The organism is Mesorhizobium sp. B1-1-6, assembly GCF_006443035.1.
Classification (GTDB): Bacteria; Pseudomonadota; Alphaproteobacteria; order Rhizobiales; family Rhizobiaceae; genus Mesorhizobium.
Genome location: NZ_VFWR01000022.1, coordinates 55,387 through 71,182 on the forward strand (window position 1 = coordinate 55,387; position 15,796 = coordinate 71,182).

General features: G+C 63.2%; 15 protein-coding genes. 7 read left to right on the plus strand and 8 right to left on the minus strand.

All coding sequences use genetic code 11. The annotated features are described in order from the left end of the window. Positions 1–2 precede the first annotated feature (2 nt). The 3 genes from FJ979_RS30025 (at position 3) to FJ979_RS30035 (ending at position 3,593) form a co-directional block, all read left to right on the plus strand. Positions 3–1,103, plus strand: coding sequence for an ABC transporter substrate-binding protein (locus FJ979_RS30025; RefSeq protein WP_140525481.1), 1,101 nt, complete (start codon positions 3–5; stop codon positions 1,101–1,103). Between the two features lie 106 nt (positions 1,104–1,209). Then, on the plus strand, positions 1,210–2,286 hold the full coding sequence (locus tag FJ979_RS30030; protein ID WP_140584499.1) for an extracellular solute-binding protein: 1,077 nt from the start codon (positions 1,210–1,212) through the stop codon (positions 2,284–2,286). Next, positions 2,283–3,593: a flavin monoamine oxidase family protein gene (locus tag FJ979_RS30035; RefSeq protein WP_181181822.1), complete on the plus strand. Its 1,311-nt coding sequence runs from the start codon at positions 2,283–2,285 to the stop codon at positions 3,591–3,593. The genes FJ979_RS30030 and FJ979_RS30035 overlap by 4 nt, the downstream gene beginning before the upstream one ends. Here the strand turns inward: FJ979_RS30035 and FJ979_RS30040 are convergent. The 3 genes from FJ979_RS30040 to FJ979_RS30050 are packed head-to-tail and all read right to left on the minus strand — an operon-like array spanning position 3,557 to position 6,406. Further along, positions 3,557–4,630 (minus strand): ABC transporter ATP-binding protein, encoded by a 1,074-nt coding sequence (locus FJ979_RS30040; protein WP_140584510.1) that lies wholly within the window; start codon positions 4,628–4,630, stop codon positions 3,557–3,559. The genes FJ979_RS30035 and FJ979_RS30040 overlap by 37 nt on opposite strands. A 37-nt stretch (positions 4,631–4,667) precedes the next feature. Continuing rightward, positions 4,668–5,492 carry an ABC transporter permease gene (locus FJ979_RS30045; protein ID WP_140500611.1) on the minus strand — a complete coding sequence of 275 codons (825 nt, stop codon included), beginning with the start codon at positions 5,490–5,492 and terminating at the stop codon, positions 4,668–4,670. Beyond that, complete coding sequence (locus FJ979_RS30050) at positions 5,489–6,406, minus strand: ABC transporter permease (RefSeq protein WP_140584501.1); 918 nt, start codon at positions 6,404–6,406, stop codon at positions 5,489–5,491. The genes FJ979_RS30045 and FJ979_RS30050 overlap by 4 nt, the downstream gene beginning before the upstream one ends. A 336-nt stretch (positions 6,407–6,742) precedes the next feature. Between FJ979_RS30050 and FJ979_RS30055 the strand changes: the two genes are divergently transcribed. After that, positions 6,743–8,161 carry an aminotransferase gene (locus FJ979_RS30055; protein WP_140584502.1) on the plus strand — a complete coding sequence of 473 codons (1,419 nt, stop codon included), beginning with the start codon at positions 6,743–6,745 and terminating at the stop codon, positions 8,159–8,161. 74 nt (positions 8,162–8,235) lie between these two features. Here FJ979_RS30055 and FJ979_RS30060 read toward each other — a convergent pair whose 3' ends face one another. Next, a complete protein-coding gene (locus tag FJ979_RS30060) occupies positions 8,236–9,438 on the minus strand; it encodes an aromatic ring-hydroxylating dioxygenase subunit alpha (RefSeq protein WP_140584503.1) in 1,203 nt (400 codons plus the stop codon). A gap of 434 nt (positions 9,439–9,872) precedes the next feature. On the opposite strand from FJ979_RS30060, the gene FJ979_RS30065 reads away from it, so the two are divergent. Continuing rightward, positions 9,873–10,283 (plus strand): hypothetical protein, encoded by a 411-nt coding sequence (locus tag FJ979_RS30065; protein WP_140584504.1) that lies wholly within the window; start codon positions 9,873–9,875, stop codon positions 10,281–10,283. A 131-nt stretch (positions 10,284–10,414) separates the two neighbouring features. On the opposite strand, the gene FJ979_RS30070 is transcribed toward FJ979_RS30065, so the two are convergent. Continuing rightward, positions 10,415–12,502, minus strand: coding sequence for a sensor histidine kinase (locus tag FJ979_RS30070; RefSeq protein ID WP_181168634.1), 2,088 nt, complete (start codon positions 12,500–12,502; stop codon positions 10,415–10,417). 160 nt (positions 12,503–12,662) lie between these two features. Then, a complete protein-coding gene (locus FJ979_RS30075) occupies positions 12,663–13,436 on the minus strand; it encodes a response regulator transcription factor (RefSeq protein WP_181167426.1) in 774 nt (257 codons plus the stop codon). Between the two features lie 45 nt (positions 13,437–13,481). Between FJ979_RS30075 and FJ979_RS30080 the strand changes: the two genes are divergently transcribed. Continuing rightward, positions 13,482–14,183 carry a response regulator transcription factor gene (locus tag FJ979_RS30080; protein ID WP_140500617.1) on the plus strand — a complete coding sequence of 234 codons (702 nt, stop codon included), beginning with the start codon at positions 13,482–13,484 and terminating at the stop codon, positions 14,181–14,183. A gap of 81 nt (positions 14,184–14,264) precedes the next feature. Here the strand turns inward: FJ979_RS30080 and FJ979_RS30085 are convergent, their stop codons facing one another. Both FJ979_RS30085 and FJ979_RS32745 read right to left on the minus strand, forming a co-directional pair. Next, positions 14,265–14,432, minus strand: a complete 168-nt coding sequence (locus FJ979_RS30085; RefSeq protein ID WP_140500618.1) for a hypothetical protein — start codon at positions 14,430–14,432, stop codon at positions 14,265–14,267. Between the two features lie 356 nt (positions 14,433–14,788). After that, positions 14,789–14,980: a hypothetical protein gene (locus FJ979_RS32745; RefSeq protein WP_181165414.1), complete on the minus strand. Its 192-nt coding sequence runs from the start codon at positions 14,978–14,980 to the stop codon at positions 14,789–14,791. A 213-nt stretch (positions 14,981–15,193) separates the two neighbouring features. On the opposite strand from FJ979_RS32745, the gene FJ979_RS30095 reads away from it, so the two are divergent. After that, complete coding sequence (locus FJ979_RS30095; protein WP_140517911.1) at positions 15,194–15,658, plus strand: L,D-transpeptidase; 465 nt, start codon at positions 15,194–15,196, stop codon at positions 15,656–15,658. Positions 15,659–15,796: the final 138 nt, after the last annotated feature.

Sequence of the window (15,796 nt, forward strand, 5' to 3'; positions counted from 1 at the left end):
CAATGAAGACATCAATCCAGCGGCTGACATTGGCCCGACGCCTGACATTGACCCTGGCATTGACCGGCGTGCTGGCGGCCTCGGCCGCAGCCCTGGCGGTTGCCGCCGACAAGGACCTGGTCGTGTTCGACTGGTCCGGCTATGAGGATCCGAGCTTCCATCCGAAATATGTCGAGAAGAACGGCGATTCGCCGACCTTCGCCTTCTTTGGCGACGAGGACGAGGCGTTCGAAAAGGTGCGCTCGGGTTTCAAGGCCGATCTCGGCCATCCCTGCTCGCAGAGCGTGGTGAAATGGCGCGAGGCCGGCCTGCTGCGGCCGCTCGACACATCGAAGATCACAGGCTGGAAAGATCTCAATCCCGGAATCATGGCGATGAAGGATCTCGCCACGACCGCGGACGGCAAGGCCTGGTTCATGCCCTGGGACTGGGGCAACACCCAACTCACCTATAATTCCGAAAAGGTCGACGCCAAGGACGTGCAGTCGCTGAAGGCGTTCGCGGATCCGAAGTTCAAGGGCCGGGTGTCGATCGGCGACAATGTCGACGACGCCTATGCGCTGGCGAGCCTCGCCATCGGCGTCAAGGACTGGACCAAGATGACCGACGACCAGTTCAAACAGGCGTCGGATTTCCTGCGCCAGGTGCACAAGAACGTGCGCTCCTACTGGACCGACACAACGGACGTGGTGCAGCTTTTGAGCGGCGGCGAGGTCGATCTTGCCTGGGCATGGAACGACGCCACCGTGCAATCGGTCGCCGCCGGCGTGCCGATCAAAGCCAAGAAGGACACGGACGAAGGCATTTCGACCTGGGTCTGCGGCTATGTGCTGTTCAAGGATGCGCCCGGCAATGTCGACAAGGCATATGATTATCTGAACGCCGTCAACGATCCCGAAACCGCCAAGGTGCTGGTCAAGGACTGGGGCTATGGCCAGGCCAACGCCAAGGGCATGGCCGGCGTCGATCAGGCCGTGCTGAAGGAAAAAGGCTATGACGATGTGCAGAAATTCGTCGACAAGACGCTGTTCCAGTCGCCGGTGCCCTCGCAGCTCAAGCTCAAGATGATCGCCGAATTCGAGAAGATCAAAGCCGGATATTGAGCCGGTTCGGCCGCCCGCCCGCCTGCGGAGATGGTGGGTGGGCTCGCCAAGAGAGGCGAATTCTCATAACCTCGCGGCAGCCTTTCGCGACGGGGGAATTCGCACCATGAAGCCAGTGCTACGCAGCCTTGCCCTTGCCGCCGCCTGCGTGATCGGCGCCGGCGCCGTCTATGCCTGGGCGGAAGGTGGCGGCGACCTCGTCGTGTTCGACTGGTCCGGCTATGAGGACCCGCTGCTGCACCCTGCCTATGCCGCCAAATACGGCGCCGAGCCGACCTTCGCCTTCTTCGGCGACGAGGACGAGGCCTTCGAGAAGATGCGGGCCGGCTTCAAGGCCGACATCGCGCATCCCTGTTCGCAAAGCGTGGTCAAGTGGCGCGAGGCGGGCTTGCTGCAGCCGCTCGACACGTCGAGGATAGCAGACTGGAAAGACCTCAATCCCGGCATCATGGCGATGAAGGATCTCGCCACCACCGACGACGGCAAAGCGTGGTTCATGCCATTCGACTGGGGCAACACCTCGCTTCTCTACCGCACCGACAAGGTGACGCCGGAGCAGGCGCAATCGCTCAGGATCTTCGCCGACCCGAAGTTCAAGGGCCGCGTCACCATCGGCGACAATGTCGACGACGCCTATGCGCTGGCGAGTCTCGTCATCGGGCTGAAAGACTGGACAGGGATGACCGATGCCCAGTTCCAGGAGGCGTCCGCCTTCCTGCGCGACGTGCACAAGAACATCCGTTTCTACTGGACCGACGACACCGATCTCAACCAGGCCTTCATCGGCAATGAGGTCGATCTCGTCTGGGGCTGGAACGAGACCTATGTGACGCTGAAGGGGCAAGGCCTGCCGATCGCCATGAACCGCGACAGCAAGGAAGGCATTTCGACCTGGGTTTGCGGTTATGTGCTGATGAAGGACGCGCCGGGCAAGCTCGACCGGGCCTATGATTTCCTCAGCGCCGTCAATGCGCCCGGGGTGTCGGACTATATGGTCAAGACCTTCGGCTACGGCCATGGCAACGGTGCCGGCATGGCCGCAGTCGATCACCAGGTGCTGGCCGACCGCGGCTTCGACGATCTCGATAAATTCCTCGACAAGACGCTGTTCCAACAGCCGGTGGCGCCGGAGCTCAAGCAGCGCATGGTCGCCGAGTTCGAGAAGATCAAGGCCGGCTATTGAACAGCGAATCCGCAAAAGCCGATGTCGTCATCATCGGCGCCGGCTTCTCCGGTCTGTCGGCAGCGCTCGAGCTGAAAAAGGCCGGCGTCGATTTCGTGCTGCTCGAGGCGCGCGACCGTGTCGGCGGGCGCGTCGAATCGGTGGAGATCGGCTTCGGCGAGCGCATCGACAGTGGCGGCCAGTTCCTGTGCGAGGACATGCCGGAGCTGATGGCGCTTGTCGACGCGCGCGGCAGGACGCTTGTCGAAACCCATGTCGAGGGCGCGTTTGTCGCCCAGCCGCCAATCTCCGCCGCCGAGGCGAAGCGAACCTATTCTGGTTCGATGGCGATCCGCGAGCGGATGAACGCGATCGCGCCGGACGATCCCTCGATTGCCGGGCTGACGGTTGCCGCCTGGCTCGACCGGCAGGATGATGCCGATGCCGTTAAGGCAGCCTTCCGCTCGATGATCGAAGGCCTGTGGTGCCTGGCGCTGGAGAAACTGCCGCTCTGGCACCTGATCGACAACGATAGGCGCATCACCAATGAGGTGCCGGAGCTGCAGTATTTCCTGCGCGAGACGATGCAGTCAGTGGCAGAGGACCTGGCCAGCGATCTCGGCGACCGGCTGCGGCTCAACGCAGCCGTTTCATGCATCGAGCATGGACCGCAAGGCGTTCGTATCGTCTCGGCGGCGGGTGTCATTGAAGCGCGGGCGGCACTTGTCGCGGTGCCGCCGGTCATGGTGGCGAAACTGGGCTTCGCACCCGCCTTGCCCGAATCCCTGGCGAAGGCACTCGGCGTCTGGGAAAGCGGCGCCGTGATCAAGGTGCTGGTGCGCTACCCCGCTGCCTTCTGGCGCCGCCGCGGCTTGAGCGGCATGGTGATGTGGCGCGACCCGCCGGGGCTGTTCGCCTGCGATGCCAGTCCGGATGAAGGCCACGCGGCGCTGGTCGTCTTCGTCGGCGGCCCGCTCGCCCTGCGCTGGGGTGAGCTCGGCGAGGCGGCACTGCGCGCCGAAGTGACCGGGAAACTGGTGGAAGCCCTCGGCCCCGACGCGGCCGAAATCGCGGAGTTCAGCCAGCGCGACTGGACGCATGACCGCTGGAGCGGCGGCGGCTACAGCGACCTCATCGTCGACGTTGCCGCGACCGATGCCGAGCCCGTGCTCCTGGCCGGCGCGCCGCCTGTTCATTTCGCATCGTCGGAGCTGTCGCCGTCATTCCCCGGCTATGTCGAAGGGGCGATCGTTGCCGGGCGCATCGCCGCGCGCAAGGTAGTCGCCGACCTTCAGTCGGCCATCGCCACCAGGGCTTCGGGATCGTAGGCAAGGCGGATCGAAGTGCCGACCGGAATGTCGTCGGCGCCGAAATCGTTGGTTTCGGTCACAGAGAGCGGCTTTTCCAGGCCGGGGATCTCGACGATCAGATGGGTGATCTCGCCAAAATAGTGGCGTTCGACCACCTTTCCGGCAACCTCGAACTTGGCCGTCGCGTTGTCCCACAACACGCGCAGGCGCTCCGGGCGGATGCCGAGCGTGGCGCCGCTGCCATTGCGCACGAAGGCCTTTGGCTTGTCGGTCTTCACACGGCCGAAGCCCAGCGTGTCGACGACCAGCGAGCCGCCGTTCTCCTCGACGATCTCGGCCTTGACGAAATTCATGCCGCCGAGGAAGTCGGCAACCTGGCGGTTGACCGGCCGCTGGTAGATCTCCTTGGGCGAGGCGACCTGCGCGATCTTGCCGCCGAACATCACGGCGATGCGGTCGGACATGGCCAGCGCTTCATACTGGTCGTGGGTGACCAGCACGAAGGTGATGCCGACGGCCTGCTGCAGGCGGCGCAACTCGACCTGCATCTGTTCGCGCAGCTTCTTGTCGAGCGCCGACAGCGGCTCGTCGAGCAGCAGCACCTTGGGCCGCATCACCAGCGCGCGGGCGAGCGCGACGCGTTGCCGCTGGCCGCCGGACAGCTCGGTGGCGAGACGCTTGCCGAGGCCGGTGAGAGAGACCTGCGCCAGGGCTTCCTCGACGCGGCGCTTCTCCTCGCCGCCCTGCAATTTCAGCCGCTTCAGGCCATAGGCGACGTTCTGCTCGACGTTGAGATGCGGGAAGATCGCATAGCTCTGGAACACCATGTTGGTCGGTCGGCGATTGGGCGCAATGCCTTCCATCGGCTGGCCGCCGACCGAGATCGAACCGCTCGTCGGGTTGTCGAAGCCGGCGATCATGCGCAACAGCGTGGTCTTGCCGCAGCCGGACGGGCCGAGCAGCGAGAAGAATTCGCCCTCGCGAATGGTCAAGGAGGCATCTTCGAGCGCCTTGAAGGCGCCGTAGCTGCGGGTGACGCGGTTGATCTCGATCATCGTCCGTTCGGACAGGGTTCGTGCCGATGGGGCCTGCTCAGGCATAAAGCCCTCCCTCGTTCTTCGTGCGTCTGGCCGCGCGGCGGCGAAGGGTTTCGGCGACGGTCATCAGCAGGAAGGAGGCGACCAGCAGCAGCGTGCCGAGCGCGAGCACGCCCGGCAGTTTGGCCGCGAAGCGCAACTGGCCCCAGATATAGATAGGCAGCGTCGCCTCGGTACCGGTCAGGAAGAAAGCGATGATGAACTCGTCCAGCGAAATGGTGAAGCAGACCAGCAGGCTGGAGATGATCGCCGGCGCCACCATCGGCAGCGTCACCCGCCGGAAGGTGCCGAAGGCGCTCTCGCCGAGGTCGGCCGAGGCCTCCTCGAGGCTGCGGTCGAAACCCTCGAAGCCGGAGGTCAGCACCGTCATCGAATAGGGGATGCAGACCAGGACATGGCCGAGCACGACGGTGAACAGGGAGAGGCTCAAGCCGAGCTGCAGCATCACCAGCAGCATCGAGATGGCGACGATGACTTCCGGCAGCACGAGCGGCGCCATGATCAGGCCGTTGATGGCCCGCCGGCCGGGATAGCGGTAGCGGGTGATCGAGCGGGCGGCGAGGATGCCGAGAACCGTCGAAAGGACGGACGCCGAGACGCCAACGATCAGGCTGTTCCAGGTGGCGTCGAGCAGCGCCGGCGTGTTGGGCAGGTCCTCGTACCATTTGAGGGTGTAGCCGGTGAGCGGGAATTTCGGCGTAGCCGCAGTGTTGATCGAAAAGATCGGCAGGAAGATCACGGGCAGATAAAGGAAGCCGACATAGAGGAAGGCATAAGCCGACAGCCAGCCGCCCGGCAGCAGACGTCGCGCCGCGCTCATCGCGCAAGCCTCTGGGCGGCACGGATGACCAGCACCGTGGCGCCGGCCATCAACGTCACGACCAGCATGGTGGTGACGGAAAGGGCGGCGCCCAGCGGCCAGTTCGAGGCCTTGCCGAACTGCGCCTGGATGGCGTTGGCGATCATGACGCCGTCCTTGCCGCCGACGAGCTTGGGGGTGACATAGTCGCCGACCGTCGGGATCATCACGATCAGCGCCGCCGAGATGATGCCTGGCGCCGACAGCGGCAAAGTCACGCGAAGGAACGAACGAAAGGGACCATCGCCGAGATCCGTAGCCGCCTCCACCAGGGTCCGGTCGATCTTCTCCAGCGAGACGAAGATCGGCAGGATGGCGAAGGCCGCCCAGGCGTGGGTCAGCGTGATGATGACGGCGCTCGAATTGTAGAGCAGCGCCGTCGACGGCTCGTTGATGATGCCGAGGCCGATCAGCCCGGAGTTCAAGACGCCATTATAGCCGAGAATGACCTTCCACGACATCACGCGCAGGAGATAGCTGGTCCAGAACGGGATGGTGATGAGGAACAGCCACAGGCTCTTGTGGCGGCCGCCGTGGAAGGAAATGAAATAGGCGATCGGATAAGCCAGGACGACGGTGAAGAAGCTGACCGTCAGCGAGATATACAGTGAGCGCCATAACAGATCGCGATAGATCGGCTCGGTCAGGGCGACGCGGTAGTTTTCCAGCGTGAGGGTGCGGTCGATGGTCAGGTAGTTCTGCGTCCAGAAGGAGTGGGCGATGACCACCAGGATCGGCAGGACCAGGAGGATGAGCGCGTAGAGAAAGGTCGGGCTGATCAGGGCAAAGCCCTGCACGGGTTCGGATTGCAGAAGGGCATTTCGTCTGGCCCGCGTCATGCGCAACGGGGGCGACCCTTCCGCCGCCGCCGTCATTGCCAGGCTCCGGGGGGCAGGGCTCCGGCTGTGATCTCGGTTGCTGGCCTGGAGCGTCCCGCCATGCGTTATCCCATTGGACTGGCGCCGGCTGTTTGTTCCCATTTTTGTTTTGGAGCGCGATCGAACGCAAAACCGGTGACCAGTTTTGCTGATCGCGCCCCGAGCTTGCCGGCTTTCTTTCATCATGCCCGCATCCGCGGATTGAAATCAAGCGCTATTTCTGAGATATTGATTGAACGGACATTCAAAATTGTGCGGATTATGCCGGAAATTTCCAGCATTGCCGGGCCAAATTTCGAAATCCTGAATTCGACAAGTGATGTGGAGATGACGATGGCGGCTGCGAGGGACCTGAAGGCGAGCGAAATGGCCGGAGCCGGAGCCGCCGATGCCGTCGAGTTGGCCAGGCGCCATCTCGTCCAGCCTTGGCCGTATGCCGGTTCGGTCGGCGCGGAAGCGCGCGCGCTGATCGGCGAAGGCGACGGCATCTACATCACCGACGGCACCGGCAAGCGGTTGATCGACGGGCCGGCCGGCATGTGGTGCGTCAATGTCGGCCATCGGCGCGAGGAACTCGCCAGGGTGATGTACGACCAGGCGATGGCACTGTCCTACAATACGCCCTGGTACACGATGAACGCGCCGTCGGCGGAACTTGCCGGTCGCATAGCAGGTCATGCGCCTGGCGATCTCAGCCACGTCTTCTACACCACAGGCGGCTCCTCGGCGGTGGAGACGGCGCTGCGCTTCATGCAGTTCTACAACAATGTGCGGGGCCGGCCGGAGAAGAAGCTGATCCTGTCGCGCGGCGGCGCCTATCACGGCTCGACCTATCTGTCGGCCTCGCTCAATGGCCGCCCGCGTGACCGCGACTGGATGGACGGCGCCGACGAACTGGTGATCAAGCTGTCCTCGCCCGATCCGTTCCGTCGTCCGCAGGGCATGAGCATGGCTGATTTCACCGACTTCCTCGTCGACCAGTTCCGCGACACCGTCGCGCGTGTCGATGCTGACCGGATCGGCGCTTTCGTCGGCGAGCCGGTGCAGGCCTCCGGCGGCGTTATCGTGCCGCCGGACGGCTACCTCAAGCGCATTCGCGAGATCTGCCGCGACAACGACATCCTCTATGTCTCCGACGAGGTGGTGACGGGCTTTGGACGGCTGGGCCATGTCTTCGCCTCCGGCGATGTGTTCGGCATCGATCCCGACATGATCACCTTCGCCAAGGGTGTGACGTCAGGCTATTTCCCGCTCGGCGGCGTCATCATATCGGAACGGCTGCTGGAGGAACTGCGCCGGTCGAACCATCCCGACGCGATGTTCGGCCATGGCCTGACCTACACCTCCCATCCGGTCGGCTGCGCAGTGGCGCTCAGGAATCTCGACCTTCTGGAACAGGGCGTACTTGCCCATACGCAAGCGGTCGCGCCCTACTTCCAGGCGCAGCTGAAGACGCTGGAAGAATTGCCGTTGGTCGGCGAGGTGCGCGGGCTGGGATTGATGGGCTGCGTCGAATGTGTCGCCGACCGCGAAAGCAAGGACCCGCTGCAGCTCGACAAGGATGTCGGCAAACGCATCGACGCGCATTGCCACGAGCTCGGCCTGCTGGTGCGGCCGCTGATCAACATGTGCGTGATGTCGCCGCCGCTGGTCATCACGCGCGAGCAGATCGACGACATGGTCGGCATTTTGCGCGAGGGCATTTCGCGCACGATGGATGATCTCAGGAAAGAAGGGGTGTGGCGGGGATGACGTTCTTTCTTCGCCCCGCATAGGACGGGGAGAGGAGCGCTCTCACCGATGGTTTCGCCAACTATCGGCGTCGCCTATCCACGCGACCGCAGCGCGTCGTTCAAGTTCCACATGTCCTTCTCCTCCGGCGCCGTTTCGAGCCCAAGCACGGGGATCTGCCTGCGCAGATGGTCGTGGTGGGTGCGCACGCCGTATTCGAGGTCGGAGAGGTAAAAACCCTCGAAGGCTTCCGACAGCATGGATTCGTTCGACCACACCGAAAGCTGGACATCCTCCGACATGGTGTCGCGGTCGATGCGGAAGGAGAGATAGCGGGCCGCAGCCTGCTCGCGGCTTTCGTCGTGATAGCGGTAGATGGCGCCGCGCAGCAGGGTCTCACCCGTCGACAGCGGGAACTCCTGATAGAACTGCACCGATTCCGGCATCACCGAGAGGACGGCATTGGGGAAGATGCCATAATAGACCCAGGCCTTCGTCAGATAGTCCGGCAGATGCGCCGGCTCCGGCGCGATCTTGACGTAGTTCCTGACGCTCCAGCGACGGCCGGCATGCGGGTTGTAGCTGGCGAAGGAGCGCGACACGCCGTTGACGAAGGGTTCGTCGAAATAGGTCGCGCCATAGAGATCCTGCAGGGCCGGGTGCGCCATGGCGACGTGATAGCCCTCATTGTCGACGTCGCGCACCGACTTCCAGTTGACCGGAGTTTTCTGGGTCCAGATGCCCCAGGAGGGCACCATGTCGGCGGCCTTGTAGTGCGAGAATTCGGGCTCGATCGGCTTCATCAGCTCGGCGACGGACGGCTGCGGGCCGCCAGCGCGGAAGCGGATGAAGATGAAGCCCATCCACACCTCCAGATCGAGCGGCATCAGGCCGAACTCGGTCTTGTCGAGATCGGGAAAGGAACGCGGGCGGGCAGCGCCGCGCAACGTGCCGTCGAGATTGTAGACCCAGCCGTGGAACGGGCACACAAGCGCGTTCTTGCAATTGCCCTGGCTGTCGGCGACGACACGGCTGCCGCGATGGCGGCACATATTGTTGAAACCGCGCACGACGCCGTCCTTGCCGCGCACGATCAGGGCGCGTTCGCCGACGACGTCCATGGCCAGGTAGTCGCCGGCGTCAGGGATGTCGCTGACATGTCCGGCGATTTGCCAATGGTTGCGGAAAACGTGCTCCTTCTCGAGTTCGAGGAGGGCATCGGAATGGTAGCTCCAGCCAGGCAGTCCCCGCCGGTCCCAATCGTTGGGAATGGCCACGTCACGGAGATGCGGGTTCATAAAACGTCTCTTCTTTTTATTGAATATCCGTTCAATATAATCATATTTTTCATTGAAATGCAATGGCTTGTGGAAACAAGTATATTTTCGAAAGAAAATTGGCGCGCCGATTTCAATCCAATCCGATGCAACGGCTCGCCCCGAAAACCCCGGAGAATCCGGGCGTTAGCCCGGGTTTCAAAGCTTGGTTCCGGCTGTTTTCGAAGCAAATCCTGCCAGGAGGGAGCCGAGACAAAAAGGGCGTCGCCGCACGTCTTGCCCGCTTGCCGGTCCGCCGAGCCGGGATCGGCTGCGCGAGATGCCCACTTGATGTGGTCTGGCCACGGGGCCGTTTCAAGGCGGTTACAATATCAGATTCACGCCAGCTTTCCGCTGATACAGAGCGCGACTAAGTTCGTTTTATCAAAAAAAGAAAGTCAACGAAGGGGATGATGATGCATGCGAAAGTTCAGATTGCCAGTAATGACCGCCGGTCCCAGGCTCCGGAGCGCGTTAGCCGCCGCCCGAAGCTGGCATTGCGCCGGCGCGCCAGCGACCACCCCATGGCGATGTTCATGGCGCTGGCTGCTTGCGCCTTCGCCGGCATGGCGTTCGCGCCGACGGTCGGCCCGGCCTTTGCTTCGCTCAATCCACCGGTCAACGTCGTCGGCGGCGCAATGACCACCACCAGAACCGCACGCCTGCCGATGCCGATGATCGACTTTGCCTGCAAGGGTCAGGCCTGGGGCGCCGAGAGCGCCGATTGCCTGCGGGCCATAGCCGAGCAGTCCGGAGCCCACAAAGCCCGTGCGGTCCGGATGATCGCCAATGCCGCGCCACTGACCAACACGCCGAATATTTTCTGAGTTTTGGCTGAAACGTTGTTCCGAAGCGGCTCCGCTTTGGATCGTGCCGCGGCGCTCCCCGAGCGCGTCCAGCGCTCCCTTCGGCTCCCGCCGCATGTCGGCCGGGGGCTTTTTTAACCGGTTGGTACGGTCTATCCCTTCGAAACCACCTGGTCGGCAATGGCGGAAAGCACGCTGCGCACATCCAGCGTGCTGAACGGTTTCTCCAGGATCTGCGGACGCTGCAAGGGCGGCAGCGCCTCGATTTCGGCCTTGGCGCCGATCAGGTCGCCAGTGACCAGCACGAAACGCCGCGCCAGTTCCGGTCTTTCGGCAAGCAACTCTCGATAGATGGTCATGCCGCTTGTTCCAGGCATGCGCAGGTCCGAAAAGACGATGTCGGGCGGCATGTGGCCAGCCAATATGGCTGTGGCCGTGTCCCAGAGGGGCGCGATCCGTGACTTGATGCCCATCAGTTCGAGTATGTCGGAGAGCGAACCGGCGACGTCGGGCTCGTCATCGATGATCAAGGCGTGGCGCAGCCCGCTCGATCGCGGCTGGCCCTCGCCGGCGATGGCGACGCCGGCTACAATGGCCGGCAGCTGGACGACGAAACGGGCGCCACTTGGCAGCACTTCCTCGAACCAGACATTGCCATTGTGCCGCTCGATGATCGATTTCGAGATCGACAGGCCGATGCCGGTTCCGACGCCGACCGGCTTGGTGGTGAAATAGGATTCGAAGATGCGGGACCGGATCGCTTCCGGTACGCCAGGCCCATTGTCCTCGACCGAGAAACCGGGATCGCCGCGCTCGCTGCGGAAGGTCCGCACCTTGATCAGCCGGTCGCCGCCTATGCCTGCCAGCGCATGCTGGCTGTTGATGAGGAAATTGGCGGCCACCTGGGTGACGTGATCGGCGTCGGCCATGGCCAGCAACGGGCCAGGCGCGAAATCGGTATCGATGATGATCCCGCTCGAGCGCGCGCCGTAGGCGGTCACCTCGAGCGCCGCGCGGATCACCTGGTTAAGGTCCGTCTCGGCCCGCTCGGTCGGATGCAGCCGGACCATCGACAGGAAGCTCTTGACGATACGGCCGCAGCGCTCGGCGGCGGCGCGAACTTTCTCGGCGCGAACCTTGGTCTGCGGATCGGAGGCGAATTCGTGCAGCAGCGTCGACTGGGCGACAACCACGGCCAGCGGGTTGTTGAGTTCATGCGAGACACCCGCAAGCAGCGAACCCATCGCCGCCATCTTCTCGTTCTGGTGCAGCTTCTCGCGCTGGCGGTTGATCTCCTCCTCGGCGCGCAGCTTGTCGCGCAGGTCGCGGATGGAGCCGAAGATCAGGCGGCGGTCGGCGACTCGCATCTCGGTCGCCGTCAGTTCGATGGGGAAAATCTCGCCGGCGGCGTTCTGGGTCACCGTCTCGAGCCGCTGTCCGACCATTGGCGCGCCGCGGCCGGACATGTATTCGGCCCCCGACGCATAGCCCTTGCGGTAATAGATCGGCACGATGGTGTCGAGCAGGTCCTTGCCGAGGATATCGCTGCGCAGGAAGCCGAACATCTTCTCGGCGGCCGGATTGAATTCGACGATCGAGCCGGTCTCGTCGATGACGAGGATGGCATCGAGCGAGGCTTGCAGCATGGTGCGGCGGATGACCTCGCTGGCGTGGGCGTCGGAGGGCGAGCGTTCGATCGCGTCGCCGATGGCCAGCGCGATGATGTGCAGCGTCGCTTCTTCCTCGTCGGTCCATTCGCGCTCCTCGATGCAGTCATTGACCGCCAGCGTCCCCCATAGGTGGCCATGCGCGAACACGGACACCGACAGGAACGACTTAATGCTCTGTTTTTCGAAATCGGCTCTCAGGAAGCCGTCCAGGTCGCGCGTATGGCCGGCGAAAATCTTGCCCTGCCGTTCATCCTCCTGCAGCCGTTCCAGCAGCGGATCGGCGTTGATGATCGACTGCACGATCACCGTCGGCGAGGCCAACTCGCCACCGAGCACGGGATCGATCCAGTAGGCAGCCACCGACTGGGCAAATCCCTGACCGGGCAGTTCGCGCAGGCGGAACAGGATGCCGCGCTGGCAGTCCATTGCGTGGCAAAGCGTTTCCAGTATGGCTTCCATCTCGCGCTGCCAGTCGCCGGCCTCGCGCAGCCGCCGCACCACGCGCACGGCCGCCATCGCCGCGCCTTGCCGGCCGTCTTGCATGTCCGTGCCTGCTGCTTCAGCGGTCATTTTCAGCCATTGTTGCGGTGCCAAGCGGATTTCATGCGCCGCGTCTCAAATCCTTGTTTTTATGCGTTGTCCCAAAACCAAGAGCGTTTTTGGGCGACAAGTATTGCGACGGATCCGTCCACAGACCAGCACAGGCGCGGGAGCAATCCCCCGCGCCCACTTAGTGGCCGTCGCCGGCCGGCAGCGAGAAGATATAGCCTTCGCCGCGCACCGTGCGCAGGAATTTCGGGCTGGCCGGATCCGTTTCTATCTTCTTGCGCAGGCGCATGATGCGAATGTCGACCGCGCGCGAGGATTCCGGATCTTCGGTGAGGCCGATCGCTTCGGAAATGGCAGCACGTGTCAGCAGCCGGTTGGCGCGGGTCAGGAAAACCTCCAGCACGTCGAACTCGCTCTTGGCCATGTCGATCACCGCGCCGTTGGCGCCGGTGACCAGCCTGCCGTCGAGATCAGCCTGGAAGGAGCCGAAAGCGACGGAGCGGCGGGGATCGCTCGCCTTTTGGCCGTGCATCGGCGCGTGCTGCGGAACCCGGCGCAGCACGCTGCGGACCCTGGCCAGCACCTCGCGCAGCTCGTAGGGTTTGACGATGTAGTCGTCGGCGCCGAGCTCAAGTCCGACGATGCGATCAAGCGCGGTGCCGGCGGCGGTGGCATAGATGATGCCGATCGGCAGTCTCGAGCGCAACCAGCGGCCGAGCGATAGCCCATCCTCACCCGGCATGGCGATGTCGAGGATGGCGAGGTGGAATGATTGCGTTTCGACCAGGCTGCGCGCGGCGGCCGCGGTTTCGGCGGTCGCCACGTCATAGCCGGCGGCGCCGAGATATTCGGCGACCGCCTCTCTTAGATCGGGCTCATCCTCGACAATTAAAATTCTTGCCCGCACGATGCGCTCGCTCCCACTTTCGGTGGAAAGTAGATTGGGTATAAACATGATGTCCAGCACTCATATCGGGTTGCCAGGAAATGGTTGGAAAACATGGCTGCACGCGCCGTTATCGGGCTTATCTGCGTCGCCGACGTGGTGGCGACCGAACTCGCCGATCACCTTGAGCGGCGAGGCCACGACGTGCGTCAGGCGCGCCAGCCCTGGGAAGCGGAATCTATGCTGGCGGGAAAGGGCGTCGACGTCGTCGTCGTCGGTGACAGCCTCAGCCAAGCGGAGGGACGTGATCTGCTCAGGCGTTATGGCAGCCAAGGCGGGGGCGGTGAAGGCGGACCGGATTTCATCCTGATCTGCCGGCCGTGCGACCTCGTCGACAAGGTGCTGGCGCTCGAGCTCGGTGCGGCCGACGTCATCGAAAGTCCGCTCAATGTCAGGGAACTCGCCGCCCGTGTCGGCGGCCTGCTGACGCGGCGGGGCAGGGCCGCCCAGGAACTGATCGTGTTGGAGAACGCGACCGTCGATTTGAGGTCGGCCATCGTCATGCACCGCTCGGGCACGGAGGAGCAGCTTTCGCCCGGCCAGGTGGCGCTGCTTCGGCTGTTCCTGGCCAGTCCCCGCAAGGTGCTGACGCGCGACGACATAATCGCGGCGGCGCCGGCCGAGAATGTCGACGCTTTCGACCGCTCGATCGATTCGCGCATCGTGCGGCTGCGCCGCAAGCTCGATACGGAAGCTATCATCACCATACGCGGCGCCGGCTACCGTTTCGATCCGCCGGCGCAATTCGCCGATTGACGGCTGGGCGCTCACGCAATTCCTCTGGTTGAGCATCGGATTTCCAAACCGGTTTTCACCTCGGGCCCGATTGCCCTGCGCTCAGCGCACCACCAGTAGCGATGGCCCCGGCGGCATGTCGCTGCCTGCCACGAACTCGCCTGCATGCGCGCGCTCTTTCAAGAGCACGGTGGCGAGCCCGGCAAAGCCGAGCAGGCCCTGTGCGTAGAGCAGTGCCGAAAGCACCGAAGCTGCAAGTTTCGTTTTCATTGCGTCAATCCCCAGTAAATCATGTTGCGGCAGCTTGTTTTCCGAAGACCAACGCCCGTCTTGGGTGGGCGCGTGACGCCTCGGCATACTTCAGGAACTCCCGAAGTGCCCGCGCCGTCTACGGAGCCCCCCGTCACGGCGCGGGCCTTCGGTCCTCTCAGCAGCAAGTTGCCGGAGGGGCCGCGCAATGCCAGCAGCTGAAGGCCAACCCGCCAGTGGGCCTTGAGCCGGACGATGCGCAGGCTGGAACAATCCAGACCGTGGCACAAAACAGAACGGTATGCAGGGTTGAGATCTCACTCGAACTCATCGCCGCGAGGCGGGCCATGGAACCGTCGGCAACCGTGCCGGCGCCGCTAGTGGCTGCTGCTGCGATGCTGATCCCGAGAAACCAGGACCGCATGTTCGTTTTCGTTCCCGTGGTCGTTGCCGTCTGCTTTCGTTACGTCAACTCTGCCGGCGGCCTGTATCCGCTTCATGCCGCCGAAAATGCGCTTTGTTGCAGATTCTGTTTCGAAATAGGGCTCCAACCTTTCAAGTTTGGCCAATCCGAACTTTCGTTTCGGGCTGGATACCTATGTGCCTACTCCTGTCCAGAGTGACAGCGTCAATGTCCGCCATTTGGGAACTTTGGTCCGTTAACCAGAGGAAACATATTCGAAACACAAACGAGCATTTCACGAAATCTCTCCGAAACATGATGCATCGATAAGCCGCTCATCGAATTTGGGGCCGGCCAGCCCGGCAGAGAGAGGGACATCATGCATACTGCTATTTCCGCCAAGCTCATCAACATAACCGCCGCCGCTGCCCTGACGGGTGCGGCGCTTCTGTTCGGCGCCGGCACGGGTACCGCGCATGCCGCCAACAAGATCGTGGCGCGCGTCTCGCTTTCGCAACAGGTCATGGAAGTCTCGGTCGACGGCCGCCCGGCCTTCGCCTGGAAGGTTTCCACCGGCGACAGGGCGCATGTGACGCCGACCGGCTCGTTCAAGCCGACGCGCATGCATGAAATGTGGTATTCGAAGAAGTACGACAACGCGCCGATGCCGCATTCGGTGTTCTTCAGCGGCGGCTATGCGGTGCACGCCACCTATGCCATCAAGCGGCTTGGCCGGCCGGCCTCGCATGGTTGCGTGCGGCTGCATCCCGACAATGCCGCCGATTTCTACCAGCTCGTCGAAACCTTCGGGCCGGCCAACACCAGCATCGTCATCGTCAAGTAGCTGGCTGGCAACGGATCGGCACAGCAGCCATATCCGTTCAGGGCTTCCCGCCGGAACATTTTCCCACGGTAATCGAGCACAGCCAAAAAGAGGCCGGGACGTTTCCGGCCTCTTTTTTGTTAGTTTTTGTTAGTTCGG

Coding starts and splice junctions, on each gene's coding strand:
- FJ979_RS30095 (WP_140517911.1), top strand. CDS start 15,194: ATGCATACTGCTATTTCCGCCAAGCTCATCAACATAACCGCCGCCGCT.
- FJ979_RS30040 (WP_140584510.1), bottom strand. CDS start 4,630: ATGATCGAGATCAACCGCGTCACCCGCAGCTACGGCGCCTTCAAGGCG.
- FJ979_RS30080 (WP_140500617.1), top strand. CDS start 13,482: ATGGCTGCACGCGCCGTTATCGGGCTTATCTGCGTCGCCGACGTGGTG.
- FJ979_RS30065 (WP_140584504.1), top strand. CDS start 9,873: ATGCATGCGAAAGTTCAGATTGCCAGTAATGACCGCCGGTCCCAGGCT.
- FJ979_RS30085 (WP_140500618.1), bottom strand. CDS start 14,432: ATGAAAACGAAACTTGCAGCTTCGGTGCTTTCGGCACTGCTCTACGCA.
- FJ979_RS30070 (WP_181168634.1), bottom strand. CDS start 12,502: ATGACCGCTGAAGCAGCAGGCACGGACATGCAAGACGGCCGGCAAGGC.
- FJ979_RS30075 (WP_181167426.1), bottom strand. CDS start 13,436: ATGTTTATACCCAATCTACTTTCCACCGAAAGTGGGAGCGAGCGCATC.
- FJ979_RS30045 (WP_140500611.1), bottom strand. CDS start 5,492: ATGAGCGCGGCGCGACGTCTGCTGCCGGGCGGCTGGCTGTCGGCTTAT.
- FJ979_RS30030 (WP_140584499.1), top strand. CDS start 1,210: ATGAAGCCAGTGCTACGCAGCCTTGCCCTTGCCGCCGCCTGCGTGATC.
- FJ979_RS30025 (WP_140525481.1), top strand. CDS start 3: ATGAAGACATCAATCCAGCGGCTGACATTGGCCCGACGCCTGACATTG.
- FJ979_RS30060 (WP_140584503.1), bottom strand. CDS start 9,438: ATGAACCCGCATCTCCGTGACGTGGCCATTCCCAACGATTGGGACCGG.
- FJ979_RS30055 (WP_140584502.1), top strand. CDS start 6,743: ATGGCGGCTGCGAGGGACCTGAAGGCGAGCGAAATGGCCGGAGCCGGA.
- FJ979_RS30050 (WP_140584501.1), bottom strand. CDS start 6,406: ATGACGGCGGCGGCGGAAGGGTCGCCCCCGTTGCGCATGACGCGGGCC.